We start from the raw sequence: 21,203 nt of genomic DNA on the forward strand, positions 1-21,203 counted from the left end.
GGGTACAGGGCAAGGTCGCCTATTGCGGCTGCGGTTCCAGCCCGCCTTCCGGCTCGCCACCCTTCTTGTGACCGGCCTTCGGCACGGCGGAGCCGCGGTGCGGCGGCGTGTCGTCACCGAGATCGCGGGCGGGCTTCTCGCCGCGGATGAGCGCCTTGATCTCGTCGCCCGTCAGCGTCTCGTATTCGAGCAGACCCTCGGCAAGCGCCACGAATTCGTGGTGCTGCTCGGTGATGATGCGCTTGGCCTCGGCATAGGCCTCGTCGATCAGGCGGCGGATCTCGTTGTCGATCTTCTGCGCGGTCGCCTCGGAGACGTTCTTCTGCTGCGCGACCGAATGGCCGAGGAAGACCTCCTGCTGGTTCTCGCCATAGGCGACCTGGCCGAGCTGGTCGGAGAAGCCCCATTGGGTGACCATCGCACGGGCGAGCTTGGTCGCCTGCTCGATATCGGAGGAGGCGCCGGACGTGATGTTGTCCTTGCCGAAGGTGATCTCTTCGGCAACGCGGCCGCCCATCATGATGGCGAGGCGCGAGACCATCCACTTGTAGCTCATCGAGTAGCGGTCGCCCTCGGGAAGCTGCATGACCATGCCGAGCGCACGGCCGCGCGGAATGATCGTCGCCTTGTGCAGCGGATCGGCAAGCGGCACCTTGAGCGCGACGATGGCATGGCCGGCCTCGTGATAGGCGGTGAGCTTCTTTTCCGCCTCGGTCATCGCCGAGGAGCGGCGCTCGGCGCCCATCATGATCTTGTCCTTGGCGTCCTCGAATTCCTGCATAGTGACGAGGCGCTTGTTGCGGCGCGCGGCCATCAGGGCAGCCTCGTTGACGAGGTTCATGAGGTCGGCGCCGGAAAAGCCGGGCGTACCGCGGGCGAGGATCTTGAGGTCGACATTCGGGGCGAGCGGCACGTTGCGCACATGCACCTTGAGGATGCGCTCGCGGCCGACGATGTCCGGGTTCGGCACGACGACCTGGCGGTCGAAACGGCCGGGGCGCAGCAGCGCCGGGTCGAGAACGTCGGGGCGGTTGGTCGCGGCGATCAGGATGATGCCTTCATTGGCCTCGAAACCGTCCATCTCGACGAGAAGCTGGTTCAGCGTCTGCTCGCGCTCGTCATTGCCGCCGCCGAGGCCCGCGCCGCGGTGACGGCCGACGGCGTCGATTTCGTCGATGAAGATGATGCAGGGCGCGTTCTTCTTGGCCTGCTCGAACATGTCGCGCACGCGGCTTGCGCCGACGCCGACGAACATTTCGACGAAGTCCGAACCGGAAATGGTGAAGAAGGGCACGTTGGCTTCACCCGCGACGGAGCGTGCCAGGAGCGTCTTACCGGTACCGGGCGGGCCGACGAGCAGCACGCCGCGCGGGATGCGTCCGCCAAGGCGCTGGAACTTCTGCGGATCGCGCAGGAACTCGACGATCTCTTCCAGGTCCTGCTTGGCTTCGTCGACGCCGGCGACATCCGCGAAGGTGACACGGCCATGCGCTTCGGTGAGCAGCTTCGCCTTGGACTTGCCGAAACCCATCGCGCCGCGCGAGCCGCCCTGCATCTGGCGCATGAAGAACAGCCAGACGCCGAGGATCAGAAGCATGGGCAGCAGCGTGCCGATATAGCTGAGGAAGCCGGAGGAACCGTCCGTCTCCGGCCGCGCGCTGACGACGACGTTCTTCGCCTCAAGCCGCTGGACGAGCGAATTGTCGCCGGTCGGCGCATAGGTCTGGAAGGTAGCGCCGGTCTCGACATAGCTGCCGACGATCTTTTCGCCGGTGATGACGACTTCCTTCACCCGGCTCGCGTCCACTTCTTTCAGGAACTGCGAATAGGGGATTTCCCGCGAGCCGGTCTGCGCCGGGCTCGTCTGGAACATGCTGAACAGCGCGATCAGCAAGAGGGCGATGATCGCCCACAGGGCGAAGTTGCGGAAATTGGGATTCATCGAACGTTCCGGGCACTTTCCCGGCCGGAATTTCCCGGCCGCTTCTCTGTCGCCTAACATAGGGTCGCCATGCGGCCTTGCCAAGGCAAAGCGCACGGGGGCAGGGCTTTTCTCTCAACATCGTCAACGGCACCGACGGTCCTGCGGCCGCCCGGCGTCGTCATGATCCCTATTCTAGCACAACGCCTTCGTGCGCGCCTTCATTCGTTCGGCGGAGACGAAAACGGCGCGCGGCCGAGAATTCCCACAAGCGCATTGGCAAGCGGAAGGTCGAAATGCGGCAGGAAACGGGCGTAAGGCGTGATGACTGGCTCCATGGCGGCACGATCGGCGGGCACGCGCGCCCCGTCCTCGAATTCCAGGCATGGTGCGGCGCGGCTGGCGCGCAAGGCAGGCCCGCCCAGCCCGGCGCCGCCATCCCGTCCTCCCCCGCTGCCGGCGGCAGAAACCGTGATCGTCCGGCCGGTGCGGTTGACCACACGGTATCGCCCGTCCCAGACGGCCGCCGCCCCCGCCGGCACGGCAAGGGCCTTAATGCCCCGGCACTCGCGATAGACGAAAAGGCCGTCACGCCGGCGATCGAAGACCACGCGGCCGGCGGTCAGCCGCGACAGTGTGCCGCTGGCAAGGAATTTTCGCAGGCGCTCGGCCGATGCCGTTTCAAGGGCATGGACCCGCCCCCCGCGACCGCCGCCAGCAGCAGCAGGCCGCGCCAGGCGCCAGCATCGGCGAGAAGCGTATCGATCGCCGCCGGCTCCAGCGCGAAGGAGGCGCCCTTCACCCGGACGTTTTCGGCAAGGAAGGCGGCGGCGCGGCGGGAAAGCAGCATCCTGTCCTCGCCCGCAGGATCTGGCGAAACGCCACGCGCCCGGATGCGGACGCGCTCGAAGCGGGCATTGTCGTTGCTCGGATCGTCGCGCCAGCCTTCGCCCCGCGCCGCAAGGAAAGCGCGAATGGCCGCCCGGTCGATGGCGAGGAACGGCCGCAGCAGCCAGACCGCACCGTTCAGGAGAACGGCATCCGCCATCCCGGAAAGGCCGATGCCGTCCGCCGACCGGGCGGCGCGCATCGCCACCGTCTCGTTCTGGTCGTCGCGCGTATGGGCCGCAAGAACGGCATCGGCGCCCATCTCCACCGCGGCGGCAGCGAGAAGATCATAACGCTTGGCGCGGGCGGCGGCCTGCAAGCCGGAAACCGGCTTCACCCCTTCCCAGCGCCGGATGCTGTGCCCTATGCCGTGGCGCGCGCAAAGTGCGCCGACCCAGGCGGCCTCTTCGGCCGAGCCGGGGCGCAGATCATGGTCGATCGTGCAGGCGGAAAGGGTGATACCGGGAAAACGCCCGGTCGCGCAGAGCGTGGCGAGGGCCACGAGCAGCCCGGTCGAATCGCTGCCGCCGGAAATGGCGACCAGCAGATGCGCCGGGTGCTTGAAACTGTTCAGAAATCGGCCGGCTGCCTCAAGGGCGGGATCATCCGCGCGGGCCACGGCGTTTCTTCCGTCCGCAATCAGCAGGACAGGCGGCTCTGTTCGGAGGAGACCTTGCTCTTCACGGCCTTGGAAGCATCGGGATAACGCTTGTTCACCTCGCGCAGCGTGGCGCAGGCGGTTTCGCGGTTGTCGAGCGCGGCGAGCGACATGCCGAGCTTCAGCAGCATCTCCGGCGCCTTCTTCGACTTGCTGAACGTCTGGTGGGCATTGAGGAAGGTCTTTGCCGCCTCGTTGAAATTGCCCTGCGAATACTGTGCCTCGCCCAGCCAGAAATTCGCATCTGCCGCCTTCTCGCCCTTCGGGAAGATGTCGAGATAGTCGCGGAATTCGCGTTCGGCAAGCTGGTAGTCGCCGGACAGGACATGGCCATAGGCCACCTGGTAGAGGTCGTCGGGATTGTCGAGCGAGGCGGAAGACGACTGCGAGGCCTGCGGCAGGCCATCCTCGACGCCCGGCAGCGAATTGTCGTTGCCGATCGAGGCGCTCCGGTTGTCGAGATCCGGATTGGCGTCGGCGCCGATCGGGTTGCCGTTCTCGTCGAAGCGGATCGAGCCGAGTTCCTGCGGCAGGGCACCGCCGCCGGTGCTCTGGTCAAGCGTGTCGGTCCCGGCGGTATCACCCGCCGGCACCCTGTTCGAGGCGATCTGCTGGTCGGCAGTCCCGCCGTTCACCGGCTTGTCGAGGGCGCCGCTCTTGCCGGAGCCCCCGCTCTTGCCGCTTTCGAGATCCTGGAAGCGATACTCGTTGTCTTCCTGCGTCTTGCGAAGCTGCTCCTGCATCTGCAGGAGCTGGTAGCTCATTTCCTCGATCCGGCCGTTGAGGCTGCGGATCTGCTCTTCGAGCTGCCCGACGCGCGGATCCATGGCCTGAGCCAGGATCACGTTACCCTTCTCCACCCGCTCGCTTTGTGCCGGCAGGAAGCCGTTCGCAAGCGGGAAAAGCGGCGATGCGCTGATCGGCCCGACCATGCCTGCTACCGCTGCGAGACTGAAAACGCCTGCCGCGACAAGTTTCTTCATCTATCTTCGTCCTGTTGGTCCCATTGTACGCCGAAGCGCTGCCGAAGAGTTTTTCCAAATACTCTCAAAAAGCAACGGAGTTCGGCCAAAGTGTGTTGAAAAAAGAAAGGCGGCCTCTCGGCCGCCTTTTCCCTGGTCCTTCCGGAGAAGGAATTACATGCCGGCGCCGCCGAGAACGGTGACGGCGCGGCGGTTCTGCGACCAGCAGGAAATGTCGTCGCAAACGGCGACCGGCTTTTCCTTGCCGTAGGAGATCGTCTTCATGCGGTTCGCCGGAACGCCGCGCGAAGCGAGGTACTGGCGGGTCGCGGCAGCACGGCGTGCGCCGAGCGCCAGGTTGTATTCACGCGTACCGCGTTCGTCGGCATGGCCTTCGATCGTGATGGCGTAGTTCGGGTAGCGCTGCAGCCACTGGGCCTGGCGATCGAGCGTCGCGGCGGCATCGGCGCGAACCGACGAGGAGTCGGTGTCGAAGAAGATGCGGTCGCCGACATTGACGGTGAAGTCCTGCTGCGAGCCCGGCGTCGCGGCACCAGCGCCGCCGTTGAGGCCGAGGTCGCCGGCATTGTTCGGCATGTTCTTCTTGGATGCGCAGCCGGCGAGCGCCAGCGTCATGAACAGGGCGATCATTGCCGGGTTGCGGGCGATGGTCTGCATGCGGCCAGCGGCCGGGGAATGAATGCGGCTCATGAGCCGGTCTCCTTGCATCAGTTCTGCGTCAAGTTCGTTGAAGCGTCGGTTTCAATCAGGGTTGCCAGACTGTAACCGCGGTCGGTTAATCCGCGTTCAACGATTATGGTTAACGATTGCTTGTAAGACCGTCCCCGGCCCCTCGCATAAAACAAAGACGGGCCTGCCACGTCTCGCCTGGCGCCTGATTTACAGGACTTTGCGGCAAGAACGCGGCAGGCCCGCCTCATTCATATCTGTCGCTATTCCAGAAGCGGCGACCAGGCCGGGTCGGAGGCGAAGCCCTTGGTCTGGACGACCTGCTCGTTGTAGCCGGAAAGGTCGATCGAATAGATCTGCGGACCACCGGCCCCGGCCGCCTGGCGGAAGAACATCAGCACGCGGCCGTTCGGCGCCCAGGTCGGGCCTTCATTGTGGAAGCCCGAGGTGAGGATGCGCTCGCCCGAACCGTCCGTCTTCATCACGCCGATCGAGAACTTGCCGCCCGACTGCTTGGTGAAGGCGATGAGGTCGCCGCGCGGCGACCAGACCGGCGTGGAGTAGGAACCGTCGCCGAAGGAGATGCGGCGCTGGTTGGAGCCGTCGGCGCCCATCACGTAGAGCTGCGGCCTGCCGCCCCGGTCGCTTTCGAACACGATCTGCGTGCCGTCGGGCGAATAGGACGGCGAGGTGTCGATCGCCGCCGTCGAGGTGAGGCGCGTCGTGGTGCGCGAACGCAGGTCCATCGTGTAGATGTTGGAATTGCCTTCCTGCTGCAGGCTCATGATGACCTTCTGGCCATCCGGCGAGAAGCGCGGCGAGAAGGTCATGCCCGGGAAGTTGCCGACCACCTCGCGCTGCCCCGTCTCGAGCTGGAGCAGGTAGACGCGCGGCTGGTTGCCCTCGAAGGACATGTAGGTGATTTCCTGGCGGTTCGGCGAAAAGCGCGGCGTCAGGACCAGCTCGTTGGCATTGGTGAGCGCACGCGCGTTGAAACCGTCCTGGTCCATGATGGCGAGCTGGCGCTTGCGGGCCGTCTTCGGGCCGCTTTCGGCGACATAGACGATGCGGGTGTCGAAATAGCCCTTCTCGCCCGTCAGGCTCTCATAGATCGCATCGGCGATGATATGCGCGACGCGGCGCCAGTTCTCCGGCTGGGTGTAGAACTGCTGGCCGGTGATCTGCTTGCCGCCAAAAGTGTCCCACAGGCGGAACTCGGCGCGCAAACGCCCGTCGCCTTCCTGCGTCACGCGGCCCGTGACGAGGGCCTGCGCATTGATGACCTTCCAGTCATCGAAGCGCGGCGCCTGGTTGGGGTTGGAGATCTTTTCGATGAAGGCCTGCTTGTTGATGGGCGCGAAGAGGCCGGAGCGCTTGAGGTCCGCCGCAATCACGTCGGTGATGCGCTGGCCGAGATCGCCCGCGGCGATGAAATCCGTCACCGCGATCGGCAGCGGCTCGACATTGCCCTTGTTGATGTTGATTTCCACGAGCGCCCAGGCCTGCGGCAGGGAGGCCGCAAGGCCGGTCAGCACGACCAGCAAACGGAGGAGAGTGCGTCTGAACATAAATCTAGGCCTTCCTAGTTCTTACATCATCTGGCTGGGGTCGAAGTTCACGACGACTTCGCTCCAGGCGTCATATTTTTCCGGCGGCAGGCCCTTGAAGGGCCGCGATTTCATGATGGCGCGGCGGGCACCGCCGGCAAGCGCACGGCGCGCGGTGTCCGAACCGCCCGTCGCCACCACTTCCGGCTCGCCGATGATGTCGCCGTTCTGGTCGAGCTGCATCGTGACCTTGATGCGCACGTCGGCGGCATCGGCAAGGCCGGGGATGATCGACCAGTTGTTCTGGATCTGGCCGCGCAGCGCGTCCATCTCGCTCAAGGACAGCTTGGTGCCGCTCGTCGTCTTCTTGCCGCCGAGCGCGGCCTGTTCCTGCGAGCGCTTCGCGCCGCCGCCGGCCGCCTTTTCCTTGTTGAGAAGCGCGGAGATCTCGTCGGCGTTGAAGTCGCTGTCGTTCAGCGAGCTCGCCTTTTCCTGCTTCTTCTTCTGGTCCTTCTTGCGGTCCGGCGTCTTGGCGGTCTCGGCCTTCGCCGTCTCGACCTTCTTCTCGGCCGGCTTTTCGGCGGTTTCCGTCTTCTTCGTCTCGACCTTCGGCTTCATCTCGGGAAGCGGGATCCTGTCCGGCAGCGCCTCGGCGTCCTCGACCTCGGCGGGCTTTTCCTCCGAAGGCGTCGCCTCGGGCTTCGGGTCCGGCTTGACCTCCTGCCTGGTCTCGGGAAGCGCGGCGACCTCGGTCGAGGGTTCGCTGGCAGGCTCTTCCTGCTTCACCTCTTCGACGGGCTTGGTATCCGGCGTCTGCACGACCTTCTCGGCCTTTTCCGGTGCGGCGGCGGTCTCGATATCGCGCGGCTTTTCCTCCGGCGTCGGCAGGTTCTTCAGGTCGACGTCGTTTTCGCCGGCGTTTTCCGCATTCTCGACCGGCGTCTGTTTCTTGGTCGGAACAGGCGCCGCCTTTTCCTTCATTTCGGCTTTCTTGTCGCCCTGCTGGATCTGCGTCAGTTCCTCGATCGACACGATATCGACCGGCAAGGCCTCGACATTGGCGACGTCGAAGCTTTCAGGACTGCCGAGCGAAACCAGCGCCCAGGTGAGGACCAGGGAGTGGATGACGGCGGATGTGGCGAGGCTGCCCTTCATGGCGTGCGATCACCTGTCCGGTTTCTGCTCGGTGACGAGGCCGATATTGGTGAACCCGCCCGCCTGGATGCGCGACATGACGTCGGCGATGACGCCGTAGGGCGCCGTGCCGTCGCCGCGCACGAAGACGCGCTCGGTATACCCCGTCGTCGCGACGGCCTGGAGCTTTGCGGCGATCTCGTCGATCGGGATCGGCGTTTCCTGCAGGTAGACCTGGCCGTCCGCCTTGACGGAAACGGTGATCGGCTGGGTGTCGGCGTTAAGGGCCTTCGCCTGCGTCTTCGGCAGGTCGAGCGGCACGCCGACCGTCATCAGGGGCGCGGCCACCATGAAGATGATGAGCAGCACGAGCATGACGTCGACGAACGGCGTCACGTTGATCTCGCTCATCGGGGCCTTCCTGCCCCCGCCCCGGCGGCGGCGGCCACCGCCCGAATTCTTTGCACCGACTGACATGCCCATTGGGTCGTCTCCGTCTACTTCTTGCGGCCGGTCACTGCGCCGCGGCGCGCGGCTGCAGCTTCTCGTCGATCTGGCGCGAGAGGATGGCGGAGAACTCGTCCGCGAACCCTTCCATGCGCGCCGTCAGCTTGCCGGCATCGGCAGAGAACTTGTTGTAGGCAATAACCGCCGGAATTGCGGCAAGCAGGCCGATGGCCGTGGCAAGCAGCGCTTCGGCGATGCCGGGCGCGACGACCGCAAGGCTCGTCTGCTTGGAGCCGGCGATCGCCTGGAACGAGGTCATGATGCCGACGACCGTGCCGAACAGGCCGACGAAGGGCGCTGAGGAGCCGATGGTGGCGAGCGAGCCGAGCCGCGCTTCAAGCGTCTCGGATTCGCGCGACAGCGTCACGTCCATCGCCCGGTCGATACGCATCTGCAAGCCGATCGGCGAGCGCGCGCCGCGCTCGAAACTCTTCTTCCATTCGCGCATCGCCGCCACGAAGATGGCACTCATGCCCGAGGTCTGGCGATCGGAGAGCGTGCGATAGAGCTCCTCCAGCGACTGGCCCGACCAGAAGACCTGCTCGAAACTGTCGAGTTGCCGGCGGGCCTTGCCGTAGCTCACCGTCTTGTCGACGACGATGGCCCAGGTCCACACGGACGCGGCGATGAGGCCGAGCATGACCAGCTTCACGACGAACCCGGCCTGCATGAAGAGACCCCAAAGGGTCACACTATGCGCCGCTTCCAAACCCACTTGTTCCATAGACCTATGTCCCCGAATCCAAACACCCGGCACGGGCCTTTGCGGCTCGAACCGGGTAACATTCACGCCGTCGCGGTCTCCTGGGAGGTGGATCTCGCATCGGCATTCACAAACAAGGCGTCGCTCGGAAGGATTTACTCCGCACCCGCTCCGCATGTCCGTCAAGAATGTCCGGTTGATGCCGCCGGCCGCCATGCCGGTCAAACGCTTACAACCTGCCTTCTTGACGGCAATTTTGGTTAAAGGATGACGTGCAGCGCACAAAATCATCCTCGTGAAGCGAGTAAGACATCATTATGGTTAAGGGAGTGTTACTGCTTATGTAAGCCGGTCGCTTCCTGCGCTTTGGCAAGGAACCGCGCCGCAAGACCCTCCGGCAGCCGCCGCGGGCGACCGGACGCATTGATGACGGCGATGATGACGCGCGCGGCGATCAGCAGTTGCTCGCCGCGGCGGATCTCCTGGTTGAGGATCATCTTCGCCCCGCCGGCCTTTTCCGTGGCGGTGAGGATCGTCAGGACATCGTCCATGCGCGCCGGCGACTTGAAGTCGATCTCCATGCGATGCACGACGAAGACCAGCCCTTCGCGATCCTCTTCCAGAACGAGGCTGCCCTGCTCGACGCCGAGCAGGCGCAGGTAGTCCGTGCGCCCGCGCTCCAGGAAATGCAGGTAGCGGGCGTGATAGACGACGCCGGAAAAGTCCGTGTCCTCGTAATAGACCCGCTGCACGAGCCGGTGGCCCGCATTGGTCAGTTCGCCGGAAAGATGATGGTTCGTTTCGCTCATCGGCACAGCTCAGTCGTCTTCGGAAAAAAGCCGGAACTGGGTCGCCTCGAGATCCTTCGGCGGCGTCAGCCCGAGGTGCTTCCAGGCGTTCACCGTCAGGACACGGCCGCGCGGCGTGCGCTGGATGAAACCCTGCTGGATCATGTAGGGCTCGATGATGTCCTCGATCGCATCGCGCGGCTCGGAAAGCCCCGCCGCAATGGTCTCGATGCCGACCGGTCCGCCGCCGAAATTGTGGGCGATCATCGAAAGATAGCGCCGGTCGAGCTGGTCGAGGCCCATATTGTCGACGAGCAGCCGCGTCAGCGCCTCGTCGGCGATCTTTTGCGTCACCGCCTCCGCCCGCGCCACTTCGGCGAAGTCGCGCACGCGGCGAAGCAACCGCCCGGCGATGCGCGGCGTGCCGCGCGCGCGCCGCGCGATCTCGCGTGCGCCCTCGTCCGTCATGCCGAGCCCCATCAGCCTTGCACCGCGGCGCACGATCAGTTCCAGCTCCTCCACGGTATAGAAATTGAGCCGCACCGGAATGCCGAAACGGTCGCGCAGCGGCGTGGTGAGGAGGCCGAGGCGCGTGGTGGCGGCGACGAGGGTGAATTTCGACAGGTCGATCTTCACCGAGCGGGCAGCCGGGCCTTCGCCGATGATGAGGTCGAGCTGGAAATCCTCCATGGCCGGATAGAGGATTTCCTCGACGGCCGGGTTGAGGCGATGGATCTCGTCGATGAAGAGCACGTCGCGCTCTTCGAGATTGGTCAGCAGCGCCGCAAGGTCGCCGGCCTTCGCGATGACGGGACCGGAGGTCGAGCGGAAATTGACGCCGAGTTCCTTCGCCATGATCTGCGCCAGCGTCGTCTTGCCGAGGCCGGGCGGTCCGACGAAGAGCACATGGTCGAGCGCCTCGCCGCGGTTCTTCGCCGCCTCGATGAAGATCTTGAGGTTCGCGCGCGCCTCCGCCTGGCCGGTGAAATCGTCCAGCGTCTGCGGCCGCAAGGCGGTATCGATGTCCTCGCCGCGCTTTTCCGGCGAAAGCAGTCTGTTCTCGTCGCTCATGAGCGCCTAATCCCATTGTCGGCCAAGGAAGGCAACCGCATCACCGCGACAATTCCTTGAGGCCGAGGCGGATGAGCTTGGCGCTGTCAGCCCCCTCCCCGCCATTCTTCAGCGCCGCCGCGACCGCATTGGCGGCTTGGTCGCGCGAATAGCCGAGATTGGTCAGCGCCGAGACGGCATCGGAAACCGGCGCGGAGGCGACGCCCTCGCCGAGCTCCTGCTTGAGCCCGATCGAGGCGGACGCCTCCCCCGCGAAGGCCGGCGCCTTGTTGCGCAGTTCCGTGATGATGCGCACCGCCACCTTCGGCCCGACGCCCGGCGCGCGCGACACCGCCGTCTTGTCCTGCAGCGCGATGGCGTTGGCGAGTTCCCCTGGCGTCAGGGTCGAGAGGACGGCCAGCGCCACCTTGGAGCCCACGCCCTGCACGCTCTGCAGCAGCCGGAACCATTCCCGCTCCAGCGCCGTCAGGAAGCCGAACAGCCTGAACTGGTCCTCCCGTACATAGGTCTCGATGAACAGCACCGCCGCCTCGCCGCTCGAACCGAGCTTGCCGAGCGTGCGCGCCGAGCAGAAGGCGACGTAGCCGACGCCGTGCACGTCGACGACCACATGGTCCTCGCCGATCTCGTCGATTGTGCCCTTGAGTTTGCCGATCATGAGAAAATCCGTCAGGGATGGGTTTCGGGGGAGATGATGTCGAGCGCGGGGAAATAGCTGCGATAGCGCGCGGCATCGCGGGTGAGCAGGCGGTGGCCCCGCGCTTCCGCCTGCGCGCCGACCAGGAAATCGGGAAGCGTGCGCTCGCGCAACCCGCCAGCCCGGCGATAGGCATAATGCGCCTTGCCGGCGGCGAAGGCGGCTTCGTAGGACAGAGGTTCGCGCCGCATGCGCAGCCAGCCGAAGGCAAGGTTGAGTTCCAGTTCGCTGAGCGGCGAGGTCGCAAGCTCCGACCAGGCGATGGGATTGAGGACCAGTTCCCCCTCTTCCAAGCATCGCTTCAGCGCGTTGAAGGACCAGTTCCGCTGTGGCCGATCCGGGCCGAGCATGTCGATGAGGATATTCGTATCAACGACGGTCGAGGTCATCACGCGGTCCCCGCAGCCATTCGAAATATTCGTCCGGCGTCATGCCGTCCAAATCCCACGTCCCTTGGACACTGGCCGCCCAGGCTTCGAAATCATCAAAGCCGGGTTTGCCGTCGCCGACCTTGACGAGCATCACACCTTCATCCGACACGACGAAATCCACTTCCGAGCCAGGCTCGATGGCGAGCCGGTCGCGGATGGGTTTGGGGATCGTCACCTGGCCTTTTTCCGTCACGCGCATGGTAATACCTCCAAGGTATTACTTAACGGCCAGACCGGAACAAGTCAAGAACAAATCAGCCCGCGAGCTTGGCGAGGCGGCCGGAGAGGCCCTGGCGGTTGTGGGCATGGCAGATGGCGATGGCGAGCGCGTCGGCGGCGTCGTTGCCGGTGAAGGTGGCCTTGGGCATCAGCACCTTCAGCATCATGTGGATCTGCTGCTTTTCGCCATGCCCGACGCCGATGACGGCCTTCTTCACCGCGTTCGGCGCATATTCCGCCACGCGCAGGCCCGCGCGCGCCGGCACCAGCATGGCGATGCCGCGCGCCTGGCCGAGCTTCAGGGTCGCCGTCGCATCCTTGTTGACGAAGGTCTGCTCCACGGCAGCCTCATGCGGCTGATGGCTGTGCACGACCTCGGAAAGGCCGTCATGAAGCTGGCAGAGGCGGGAGGCGAGGTCCATGTCGCCATCGGAGATGACGGTGCCGGACGCAACGAAGCGCAGTGAATTGCCGAGCGTCTCGATGATGCCCCAGCCGGTGCGGCGAAGCCCCGGATCGATGCCGATGATGCGAATCGTTTCCTGCATGGCGAAACCCTAATCTCCTGGGGCGGACCCTGCCAGCGAAATGTGAACGAAACAAAAACAGACCGACAATTCCATCCGGCGCCATGAAAACCCTCCGGCCGTCGCTTGGATTTCACGAAGCTGAACCTACATGGGAGCACAATCAAATCCGCTTACAAAGAGGCCGCGGCCATGGTGCCCTTTTCCATCCTCGATCTTTCCCCGATCATCGAAGGCGGCACCGTCGCCCAGTCGCTCGAAAACTCCCGGCGCCTCGCGCAGGAAGCCGAAGCGCACGGCTACAAGCGCTTCTGGCTTGCCGAGCACCACGGCATGCGCGGCATTGCCAGCGCCGCCACCTCGCTGGTCATCCAGCATGTGGCCGCGGGCACGGAAAGGATCCGCGTCGGCTCGGGCGGCATCATGCTGCCGAACCATTCACCGCTGGTCATCGCCGAGCAGTTCGGCACGCTCGCCGCGCTCTTTCCGAATCGCATCGATCTCGGCCTCGGCCGCGCGCCCGGCACCGACATGCGCACCGCCCAGGCGCTCCGCCGCAATCTCGACAGCGCCGCCAACAACTTCCCGCAGGACGTCGTCGAGCTGATGCAGATGATGGGGCCGGCAAGCCCCGAGCAGAAGGTCGTCGCCATTCCCGGCGCGGGCAGCAACGTGCCGGTCTGGCTGCTCGGCTCCAGCCATTATTCGGCGCATCTCGCCGGCATGCTGGGCCTGCCCTTCGCCTTCGCCTCGCATTTCGCGCCGGACATGCTGCTGACGGCGCTTGAAATCTACCGCGACCGCTTCGAGCCCTCGCAGTACCTCGACAAGCCGCATGTCATGGTCGGCGTGATGGGCGCGGCCGCCGATACGGACGCGGAGGCCAATTATCTCTTCACCTCGATGCAGCAATCCTTCGTGCGCCTGCGCCGCGGCACGCCCGGCGCCTTCCCGGCGCCGGTCGACGACATGGATCCTCACTGGAGCGAGAACGAGCGCATCAATGTCGAGCATACCCTGCAATATGCCGTCGTCGGCGGACCGGAAAAGATCCGACGCCGCATCGCCGATTTCCTGGCGCTGACCAGGGCGGACGAGCTGATCGTGTCGATGCCGGTCTACGACATGGAGGCCCGGCTGAAATCGGTGCGGCTTTTCGCCGAGGCGCGAGACGCGCTGGCGGCATGAAAAAAGCCGAGACCTTCCAGCCTCGGCTTTCCTGAATGGTGTTCGTTCTCTCCAGCCTCCCCCGTCGTCATGGTCGGGCTTGACCCGACCATCCATGCCGTATCCGCGGCAGTGGATCCTCGGGGCAAGCCCGAGGATGACGGAGAGGACAGGCGGACCGATCAAGCCGAAAGCTTGGCCATCACTTCGTCGGAGACTTCGAAGTTTGAATAGACGTTCTGCACGTCGTCGTCGTCTTCCAGCGTGTCGATGAGCTTCATCAGCGACTGCGCCTTCTCCTCGTCGACCGGCACGGTGTTCTGCGCCTTCCAGATCGCCTTGACGGTCTCGGCTTCGCCGAGCTTGTCTTCCAGCGCCTTGGAGACCTCGCCGATATCCTCGAAGCCGCAGATGATCGTGTGGCCGTCCTCGTCGGTCGTCACATCCTCGGCGCCGGCCTCGATGGCGGCTTCCATGACGGTGTCCGCGTCACCGGCCGACAGCTTGTAGGTGATCTCGCCGACGCGGTCGAAGGAGAAGGAGACCGAACCGGTTTCGCCGAGCGCGCCGCCGGCCTTGGAGAAGGTCGAACGGACGGAGGAGGCGGTGCGGTTGCGGTTGTCGGTCAGCGCCTCGACGATGACGGCGACGCCGCCCGGGCCGTAGCCCTCGTAGCGCACTTCCTCATAGTTCTCCGCATCGCCGCCGGACGCCTTCTTGATGGCCCGTTCGATGTTGTCCTTCGGCATGGACTGCGCCTTGGCGTTCTGGATCGCCAGGCGCAGACGCGGGTTCATCGCCGGATCGGCCATGCCCGTCTTTGCCGCAACCGTGATTTCACGGGCGAGCTTGGAGAACATTTTCGACCGCACGGCGTCCTGCCGACCCTTGCGGTGCATGATATTCTTGAACTGTGAATGGCCAGCCATGGCACCCCTGTCTCATCTTGCTTGGCGCCCTTCTCGTCGGTCGCCGGTCTCAGTGCGGGGCGTGTCGCCGCGGTGAAGCGTCGCCCTGCCGCCCCGATTTTCGGAATGCCGCCTTATAATTTCATTGCCGCCGCACGTCCAGCAGTCCGGCGAACAAAGCGATGGCCGGGTTCAGTCGGCGCGCAGGCGGGCACGGCTCAAAAGAAAGGAATGGCCGTCATTGCGCTCGCAGGTCAGCCCCGTGCGCTCCGAATAGCAGGTGAAGGGGCCGGCCGACCACGTTTCTCCATAGGGGATGGTCCTGTCGCCGCCGCAGCATCCCTGGTCGCCGACATTGGTGCGCACCACTGCCTTGCCGCTCCGCCCAAGCGTCGCGCGCACATATTTCGGCTCCACCCGGTCACAGGAGAGTTCCGGGCCGCCATCGGCCGGCTGGTAGGTCTCCGTGCCGCCCTCGGGAATGTAGATGCAGCCGATATTGCCGGACGGCATGACAAAACTTTGCGCCACGCCGAAGGCGCGTGCGGGCAGCTTTTCCACCGGCTGGGTCACGATCTCCCGCGGCTGGCCCGATTCCGCACCGGGGCCGCCCGGCGTCGGCGCGCTGCTTGCGAAGGCAAGGGCGCAGGAGAGCAGGACGGCGGGCACGGCAAGAAGGAAACGCATGAAAAACTCCGGGGCATCAGACGCCGGAGAGAATATGAATCGTCGGCCGCTTGGGCAAGTTGCGGATCGACACGGTGACCGTCGCATCGTCGTCGGTCACGGCATCGAAGCCCTTGCCGAACATGGAGAGGAACTGGCTGATCGGCGGCCCGCGGCGGTGCATCGGCAGGATCAGCGCCGAGCGCAGGCGCTGCACCACGCGGCTCATGCTTTCCGCGCCCATGGTGAGCCCACCATCGACCGGCACCATCAACACGTCGAGCCGGCCGATCTCGGCATATTGCTTCTCCGTCAATTCATGATGCAGGTGGCCGAGATGGCCGATGCACAGGCCCGCCACCTCGAAGATGAAGATGGAATTGCCGTTCGGCTCCATCGCCCCGCCCCAGCCGCGGATATCGGTCGGCACGTTGCGGATATAGGTGTCGCCCACCACGACATCATGGTCCGCGCCCGTCTCCGAACCCTCCTGCCAGCCATGCAGCACATATTCGATGCCCGGCTCCGGGTTCGTCGTGTAGTGGCTGGAATGGGCCTTGTTCATCGTCACCACGGTCGGCAGCGCCGGCGGCTTGTACCAGCCGTTATAGTCCGTCGCGATCTTCACGCCGCCCGGCGTCTCGATAAAGAAGGTCGAGTGGCCGACATAGGTGATGCGCACCTCCTCGTTCGCCTTCGCCTGGACCCGCAAGGCGGCGCTTGCCGAAACGTTGGCGAAGGTGACGGCGGGAAGCGAGCGCGCGATCATCTGGCATTGGCTGACCAGCGTTTCGGCCTGCGCGAGCGAGGCCCGCGGAGCGGCAAAGACCGCAAGGACGGCAAGGATCATGAGCAGGAGATGCGGCATGGGCGGCTCCGTTCATTGGTCGGCGCGACTATGCGCCCGTGGCGCCGACGGGTCGAGATTGTGCGGCGGGCGGGCTGATCACAATCCGTTGAGCGCTTGTTGAGCGGAACCTTGCCCGCCGCCTCACGTTCCCCGTCCATCAATCCAACGATTGCGAGGAGCAACCATGTCCAACCTCACCCAGGCACGCGAAAACCCGAAGGAGCAGCTTTTCGACGAGATCGACAGGATCCATGCCGGTATGCTCGGCGTCGACGGAAGCCACATGCACATGCAGCCGATGGCCCCTCAGCTCGACCGCCAGACCGCAACGATCTGGTTCTTCACCAAGACCGATGCGGAGATCGTCGAGGCCATTTCCCCGGGCGCACGCGCCCATTTCTGCGTGGTCGGCAAGGACCATGATTACCATGCCTGCCTTGCGGGCCGCATCTCCGTGCGCAAGGACCCGATCAAGATCGACGAATACTGGAGTTCCATCGTCGAAGCCTGGTTCGACCATGGCAAGGACGACCCGAAGCTCACCATGCTGGCGCTGGAAATCGAGGACGCGGAAGTCTGGGCCTCGACGGGCAGCAAGCTGAAATTCGGCTGGGAGATCGCCAAGGCCAACTTGAACCCCGACGAGGAACCGGATGTCGGCGTGAAGGCGCACCTCAATTTTTCAAACGGCCCGGCCGATCACCTGCGCCACATGATCTGACGTCAGGTCCAGAAATCCGGCAGCGTTTCGGCAAGGCGCGGGCCGAGGCGAAGCGGCGCGATCTTTTCGGCAAGGCCGGTGCGGTCGGAGATCTCGACCGCCAGGCCGCAGATCGTCGCCGGCCCGGAGGCCGCCTCGAAGCGGCCCTTCGGCATTTTCGAGATGAAGCGGTTGAGCGGCTCCTCCTTCTCCATGCCGAGGGAGGAATCGTAGTCGCCGCACATGCCGGCATCCGACATGTAGCCGGTGCCGCCGTTGAGGATCTGGCAATCGGCGGTCGGCACATGGGTGTGCGTGCCGACGACGACGCTGGCGCGGCCATCGACGAAATGGCCGAAGCACTGCTTCTCGCTGGTCGCCTCCGCGTGGAAATCGAAGATCACGGCGTCGGCCTGCTCGCCGAGCGGGCAGGAGGCGAGGATCGACTCGCCCGCGGTGAAGGGGTCGTCGAGTTCCGGATGCATGAAGACCCGGCCCATGATGTTGGCGACGAGCACGCGTGCGCCGTTCCGCGCGATGAAGAGGTTGGCGCCGCGGCCGGGCGTGCCGGCGGGATAGTTGGCGGGGCGAAGGAACTGGTCGTGCCGGCTGGCGAAGGTCACGGCCTCCTTCTGGTCCCAGACGTGGTTGCCGGTCGTCACGACGTCGGCGCCGGCATTGATGGTCTCAAGGAAGATGTCTTCCGTGATGCCGAAGCCGCCGGCCGCGTTCTCCCCGTTGACGACGACGAAATCCAGCTTGAGATCGCTGATCAGCCCCGGCAGGCGCTGCCAGACGGCGGTCCGCCCGGTCTTGCCCACCATGTCGCCGAGAAAGAGAAAACGCATCGAAGAACCTTACGAAACCTGTTGGAACAAACGAAGGCCGCTCTCGGTGAGGATCGCGTCCAGCGCGACGTCGTGCGGCTCCGCGGGTACTGATGCCACTTCCTGGCAATCGAAAGCAATGCCGATCAGTCTCGGCACACGGCCTTTTGCCTTGAGGCGATCGATCGCCCGGTCATAGTGGCCGGCGCCGTAGCCGATGCGGTGCCCTGCCCGGTCGAAGGCCGAAAGCGGGACGAGGAGGATATCGGGATCGAGCACCGCCGCCTCCGGCCCCGGCCCGGTCGTGCCGAATCCGGTCTTGATCACCGGCGCACCGGCGACCATCTCGCGGAAGATGATCGTCTCGCGGTCGAGCACGACGGGAAGGCAGAGCCGCGCCCCGCGCGTGCGAAGATGCGCCATCAGCGGGCGGATATCGGCCTCCGAACGGATCGGCCAGAAGCCCGAAATCACCGTGCCGGGCGCAAATTCGATGCGGTCGCCCGCAAGCTCCACCATGGCGAGGCTGCCCTCGATGCGCGCCTCGGGCGCCATCGCGTCGCGCAGCGCCAGCCGCTCGTTGCGGATCGCCGCCTTCTGTTCCTTGGGCGTCACTGTCGTCTCCAGCCTTGCTGCGCGTGGCTTACCAGCTAGCAGTGCCGGAAGGCAAACCCCCATCCTGGTTGCGACGGCGCGAGGTCACAGAAAACCGGCCGGCCCGCGGGAAAAGCCACCTGTGCCACATCGGGACAGCGCGGCGAAAAGCCGCCCCGGCCCGTTAAGCATTGAAACAGCTTGTGCTTTCGGCGGCAGGCTGCAGCGTTTAAGCGGGGCCCATGTCCTCGGAAAATGATCTTTCCCCCCTCCCCGCCCTGACCGAGATCGAAAAGCGGTGCCTTGAACTTGCCGCCAACGGCAGGACGCCGGCCGATATCGTGCTCGAAACCGACATCGCCATGACGCGCGTGACGGACGCCATATGCAGCGCGATCGAAAAGCTCGGTGCCCGCAACATCACCGGCGCGATCACCCGCGCGGCCCGCCTCAGGCTGATCTAGGGCCCTATGCGGCGGCGGAAGCCTCCGCCAGCCGCAGCATGGCGAGCGCCGCCCCCTCGTCGGTGATCAGCGTGTTGCAGCCGACGCGCCGGATGGTGGCGCGGATCGCCGGCGCTCGGTGCGCCCCGCCCGAAACGAGCACGATGTGGCGCGCTTTCTTCACCGTATCGAGATCGATGGACATGACCCGGTGGCGGATCGGATGGTCGATCGTATGGCCCTCGGCATCGAGGAAATTGCACATCGTATCGCAGACGCAGCCGGCCGCGATCAGCTCCTCCAGCTCGTGGCGGGCGATGAAATCGCGCGAGAGCGAGCTGGAACGCGGGCCGATGTCGCCGCAGCTCACGACGGCGATATCCATGTTCTCCGCCAGTTCGAACAGCGTCTTCAGGCCGCATTTCTCGATGAGGCTGCGCTTGGTCTCCCGCGAATCGACGAGCAGCGGCGCCAGGAACAGGTAGCACTCCGCCCCAAGCTGGCTCGCCAGCCGCCAGGTGTACTCGATCGGGTTGATATGGTGCGCCTCGACGACGCCGCCGAGCAGAGAGACGACCTTCACCCGCTCGCGCCGCGCCGGGCGGAAACTGGCGAGCGAGGCGGTGAGCGTGCGTCCCCAGCCGACGCCGATCGTGCAATCGTCCGGGATCGCCTCGGTGAGGAACTGGCCGAGCGCGAGACCCACGCCCTTGGCGGTCGCCTCGGCGCTGTCGGCTGCCGGCACCACCACGGCCTCGTCGAGCCCATAGGCCTTCTCCAGCCGCACGGCGAGTTCGACGCAATCGGCGACACCCTCGTTGATCCAGATCTGCACCTCGGAGCGCTTCAGCGCCTCGTCCAGCATGCGGATGACCGTGGTGCGGCTGACGCCGATCTTCTCCGCCACGTCCTTCTGGGTGAGGCCCTGGTTGTAGTAGAGCCAGGCCGCCCGGAGGCGCAATGCCGCCGATTCCGAATAGGCCGTATGTGTGTCGCGCCGGAGCCTTGCCACGTCGCCTCCATTCTTCTCTGCAATGTTCCGACGCACCATAACACAGGAAACGAAAAATGCGACATATGTCCAAGAGATTGGTCAAAAGTGCTTGACTTTTCCCCGCGGAAGCGATGATAGTCCGCCTCATATCGGCTGGCGGCACTTCGTCGGCAGATTGGTTGTGCCAGCCCGCGCGGCGACTGAAACAGGAAGCACAGTTGCCGGGCGCGCTTTCACGAGAAACATGGAGGAGGGCCCGAGCGTTCCAGCGCCCGGCGGCCCAGCAACAACCATTCGGGATATCGGATATGACGTCCAAGCTTGAACAACTCCGCGCGATGACGACCGTCGTGGCAGACACCGGCGACATCGAAGCCGTGCGCCGCCTGAAGCCGGTCGATTGCACCACCAACCCCACGATCGTCCTGAAGGCGCTCGGCACGCCGATGTTTTCCGACACCGTCGCGGAAGCCATCCGCTGGGGCCAGTCGCAGGGCGGCAACCGCGAGGGCGTCGTCTCGGCCGTGGCCGACCGCCTCGCCATCTCTGTCGGCGCCGCGCTTGCCGAACTCGTGCCCGGCCGCGTCTCGACCGAAGTCGACGCCGACCTCTCCTTCGACACCGAAGCCTCCATCGCCAAGGGCCGCGAGATCATCAAGGCCTATGAGGCGCGTGGCATCACCCGCGACCGCATCCTCATCAAGCTCGCCTCCACCTGGGAAGGCATCCGCGCTGCGGAAGTCCTCCAGAAGGACGGCATCGACTGCAACCTGACGCTGCTCTTCAACAAGGCCCAGGCCATCGCCTGCGCCGATGCCGGCGTCTTCCTCATCTCGCCCTTCGTCGGCCGCATCCTCGACTGGCACGTCAAGGCCAGCGGCAAGACCTTCACCGCAGAAGAGGATCCGGGCGTGCTCTCCGTTCGCGCCATCTACGACTACTACAAGTCGAACGGCATCGACACGATCGTCATGGGCGCCTCCTTCCGCAACACCGGCGAGATCGAAGCCCTTGCCGGCTGCGACCGCCTGACGATCAGCCCGGCGCTGCTCGAAGAGCTCGATGCCGCCGAAGGCACGCTGGAGCGCAAGCTCTCGCCGGAAAAGGTCGCCAGGGTTTCGCCGGTCAAGATCGACGAAAAGGCCTTCCGCTGGATGCTGAACGAAGACGCCATGGCCACCGAAAAGCTCTCCGAAGGCATCCGCGCCTTCGCCAAGGACCTCGGGAGCCTCCGCGCCATGATCGACAAGGAACTGAAGGCGGCGGCGTAAGGCTTGCAGCGGGGGAAGCGCGGAGAAGCTCTCTGTTTCT

Annotated in this window: 25 protein-coding genes; 4 read left to right on the forward strand and 21 right to left on the reverse strand. The window is 65.1% G+C overall.

All coding sequences use genetic code 11. The annotated features are described in order from the left end of the window. Positions 1–19: 19 nt before the first annotated feature. The 15 genes from ftsH to ruvC form a co-directional block, all read right to left on the reverse strand. The gene (gene ftsH / locus shn_RS14985) at positions 20–1,942 is read right to left on the reverse strand and encodes an ATP-dependent zinc metalloprotease FtsH (RefSeq protein ID WP_064331111.1); all 1,923 of its coding nucleotides are present in this window, start codon (positions 1,940–1,942) and stop codon (positions 20–22) included. A 200-nt stretch (positions 1,943–2,142) separates the two neighbouring features. Further along, positions 2,143–2,532, reverse strand: a complete 390-nt coding sequence (locus shn_RS37055; protein ID WP_245337305.1) for a hypothetical protein — start codon at positions 2,530–2,532, stop codon at positions 2,143–2,145. Positions 2,533–2,543: 11 nt separating this feature from the next. Further along, complete coding sequence (tilS, locus tag shn_RS14990) at positions 2,544–3,428, reverse strand: tRNA lysidine(34) synthetase TilS (protein WP_245337306.1); 885 nt, start codon at positions 3,426–3,428, stop codon at positions 2,544–2,546. A 20-nt stretch (positions 3,429–3,448) separates the two neighbouring features. Further along, complete coding sequence (gene ybgF / locus shn_RS14995; protein ID WP_064331112.1) at positions 3,449–4,450, reverse strand: tol-pal system protein YbgF; 1,002 nt, start codon at positions 4,448–4,450, stop codon at positions 3,449–3,451. 153 nt (positions 4,451–4,603) lie between these two features. After that, on the reverse strand, positions 4,604–5,140 hold the full coding sequence (pal, locus tag shn_RS15000; protein WP_064331113.1) for a peptidoglycan-associated lipoprotein Pal: 537 nt from the start codon (positions 5,138–5,140) through the stop codon (positions 4,604–4,606). A 242-nt stretch (positions 5,141–5,382) separates the two neighbouring features. Then, positions 5,383–6,687, reverse strand: a complete 1,305-nt coding sequence (tolB, locus tag shn_RS15005) for a Tol-Pal system beta propeller repeat protein TolB (RefSeq protein ID WP_064331114.1) — start codon at positions 6,685–6,687, stop codon at positions 5,383–5,385. 21 nt (positions 6,688–6,708) lie between these two features. After that, on the reverse strand, positions 6,709–7,821 hold the full coding sequence (locus shn_RS15010) for a cell envelope integrity protein TolA (RefSeq protein WP_064331115.1): 1,113 nt from the start codon (positions 7,819–7,821) through the stop codon (positions 6,709–6,711). A 9-nt stretch (positions 7,822–7,830) separates the two neighbouring features. After that, positions 7,831–8,283: a protein TolR gene (gene tolR / locus shn_RS15015; RefSeq protein ID WP_064331116.1), complete on the reverse strand. Its 453-nt coding sequence runs from the start codon at positions 8,281–8,283 to the stop codon at positions 7,831–7,833. 31 nt (positions 8,284–8,314) lie between these two features. Next, positions 8,315–9,031 carry a protein TolQ gene (tolQ, locus tag shn_RS15020; protein ID WP_064331117.1) on the reverse strand — a complete coding sequence of 239 codons (717 nt, stop codon included), beginning with the start codon at positions 9,029–9,031 and terminating at the stop codon, positions 8,315–8,317. A 311-nt stretch (positions 9,032–9,342) separates the two neighbouring features. Beyond that, a complete protein-coding gene (gene ybgC, locus shn_RS15025) occupies positions 9,343–9,819 on the reverse strand; it encodes a tol-pal system-associated acyl-CoA thioesterase (RefSeq protein ID WP_064331118.1) in 477 nt (158 codons plus the stop codon). A 9-nt stretch (positions 9,820–9,828) separates the two neighbouring features. Beyond that, a complete protein-coding gene (ruvB, locus tag shn_RS15030) occupies positions 9,829–10,869 on the reverse strand; it encodes a Holliday junction branch migration DNA helicase RuvB (RefSeq protein WP_064331119.1) in 1,041 nt (346 codons plus the stop codon). Positions 10,870–10,909: 40 nt separating this feature from the next. Next, positions 10,910–11,527, reverse strand: a complete 618-nt coding sequence (ruvA, locus tag shn_RS15035; protein WP_064331120.1) for a Holliday junction branch migration protein RuvA — start codon at positions 11,525–11,527, stop codon at positions 10,910–10,912. An 11-nt stretch (positions 11,528–11,538) separates the two neighbouring features. Next, entirely contained in the window at positions 11,539–11,955 is a 417-nt protein-coding gene (locus shn_RS15040; protein WP_064331121.1) for a type II toxin-antitoxin system VapC family toxin, read from the reverse strand. Beyond that, positions 11,936–12,196, reverse strand: coding sequence for an AbrB/MazE/SpoVT family DNA-binding domain-containing protein (locus tag shn_RS15045; RefSeq protein WP_064331122.1), 261 nt, complete (start codon positions 12,194–12,196; stop codon positions 11,936–11,938). Before shn_RS15045 ends, shn_RS15040 begins: the two co-directional genes overlap by 20 nt. Before the next feature lie 55 nt (positions 12,197–12,251). Further along, a complete protein-coding gene (gene ruvC / locus shn_RS15050; protein WP_064331123.1) occupies positions 12,252–12,764 on the reverse strand; it encodes a crossover junction endodeoxyribonuclease RuvC in 513 nt (170 codons plus the stop codon). Between the two features lie 171 nt (positions 12,765–12,935). On the opposite strand from ruvC, the gene shn_RS15055 reads away from it, so the two are divergent. Then, positions 12,936–13,931, forward strand: coding sequence for an LLM class flavin-dependent oxidoreductase (locus tag shn_RS15055; RefSeq protein WP_064332634.1), 996 nt, complete (start codon positions 12,936–12,938; stop codon positions 13,929–13,931). Between the two features lie 161 nt (positions 13,932–14,092). On the opposite strand, the gene shn_RS15060 is transcribed toward shn_RS15055, so the two are convergent. From shn_RS15060 to shn_RS15070, 3 genes are all read right to left on the reverse strand, one after another. Beyond that, the gene (locus tag shn_RS15060; RefSeq protein ID WP_064331124.1) at positions 14,093–14,839 is read right to left on the reverse strand and encodes a YebC/PmpR family DNA-binding transcriptional regulator; all 747 of its coding nucleotides are present in this window, start codon (positions 14,837–14,839) and stop codon (positions 14,093–14,095) included. Between the two features lie 171 nt (positions 14,840–15,010). Beyond that, positions 15,011–15,505: a hypothetical protein gene (locus tag shn_RS15065; RefSeq protein ID WP_245337307.1), complete on the reverse strand. Its 495-nt coding sequence runs from the start codon at positions 15,503–15,505 to the stop codon at positions 15,011–15,013. A gap of 16 nt (positions 15,506–15,521) precedes the next feature. Continuing rightward, on the reverse strand, positions 15,522–16,352 hold the full coding sequence (locus shn_RS15070; protein ID WP_064331125.1) for an MBL fold metallo-hydrolase: 831 nt from the start codon (positions 16,350–16,352) through the stop codon (positions 15,522–15,524). Between the two features lie 166 nt (positions 16,353–16,518). Here shn_RS15070 and shn_RS15075 point away from each other — a divergent pair, with 166 nt between their 5' ends. Then, a complete protein-coding gene (locus shn_RS15075) occupies positions 16,519–17,055 on the forward strand; it encodes a pyridoxamine 5'-phosphate oxidase family protein (protein ID WP_064331126.1) in 537 nt (178 codons plus the stop codon). Positions 17,056–17,057: 2 nt separating this feature from the next. On the opposite strand, the gene shn_RS36805 is transcribed toward shn_RS15075, so the two are convergent. Beyond that, positions 17,058–17,882: a YmdB family metallophosphoesterase gene (locus shn_RS36805; protein WP_064331127.1), complete on the reverse strand. Its 825-nt coding sequence runs from the start codon at positions 17,880–17,882 to the stop codon at positions 17,058–17,060. A gap of 9 nt (positions 17,883–17,891) precedes the next feature. Next, positions 17,892–18,476, reverse strand: a complete 585-nt coding sequence (locus shn_RS36810; protein ID WP_064331128.1) for a 5-formyltetrahydrofolate cyclo-ligase — start codon at positions 18,474–18,476, stop codon at positions 17,892–17,894. A 221-nt stretch (positions 18,477–18,697) separates the two neighbouring features. Between shn_RS36810 and shn_RS15090 the strand changes: the two genes are divergently transcribed. Beyond that, entirely contained in the window at positions 18,698–18,919 is a 222-nt protein-coding gene (locus shn_RS15090) for a hypothetical protein (protein ID WP_064331129.1), read from the forward strand. A gap of 4 nt (positions 18,920–18,923) precedes the next feature. On the opposite strand, the gene shn_RS15095 is transcribed toward shn_RS15090, so the two are convergent. Further along, positions 18,924–19,910, reverse strand: coding sequence for a sugar-binding transcriptional regulator (locus shn_RS15095; RefSeq protein WP_064331130.1), 987 nt, complete (start codon positions 19,908–19,910; stop codon positions 18,924–18,926). A gap of 290 nt (positions 19,911–20,200) precedes the next feature. Here shn_RS15095 and tal point away from each other — a divergent pair, with 290 nt between their 5' ends. Then, positions 20,201–21,163, forward strand: a complete 963-nt coding sequence (tal, locus tag shn_RS15100) for a transaldolase (RefSeq protein WP_064331131.1) — start codon at positions 20,201–20,203, stop codon at positions 21,161–21,163. Positions 21,164–21,203: the final 40 nt, after the last annotated feature.

It is taken from the genome of Shinella sp. HZN7, assembly GCF_001652565.1.
GTDB lineage: Bacteria > Pseudomonadota > Alphaproteobacteria > Rhizobiales > Rhizobiaceae > Shinella > Shinella granuli.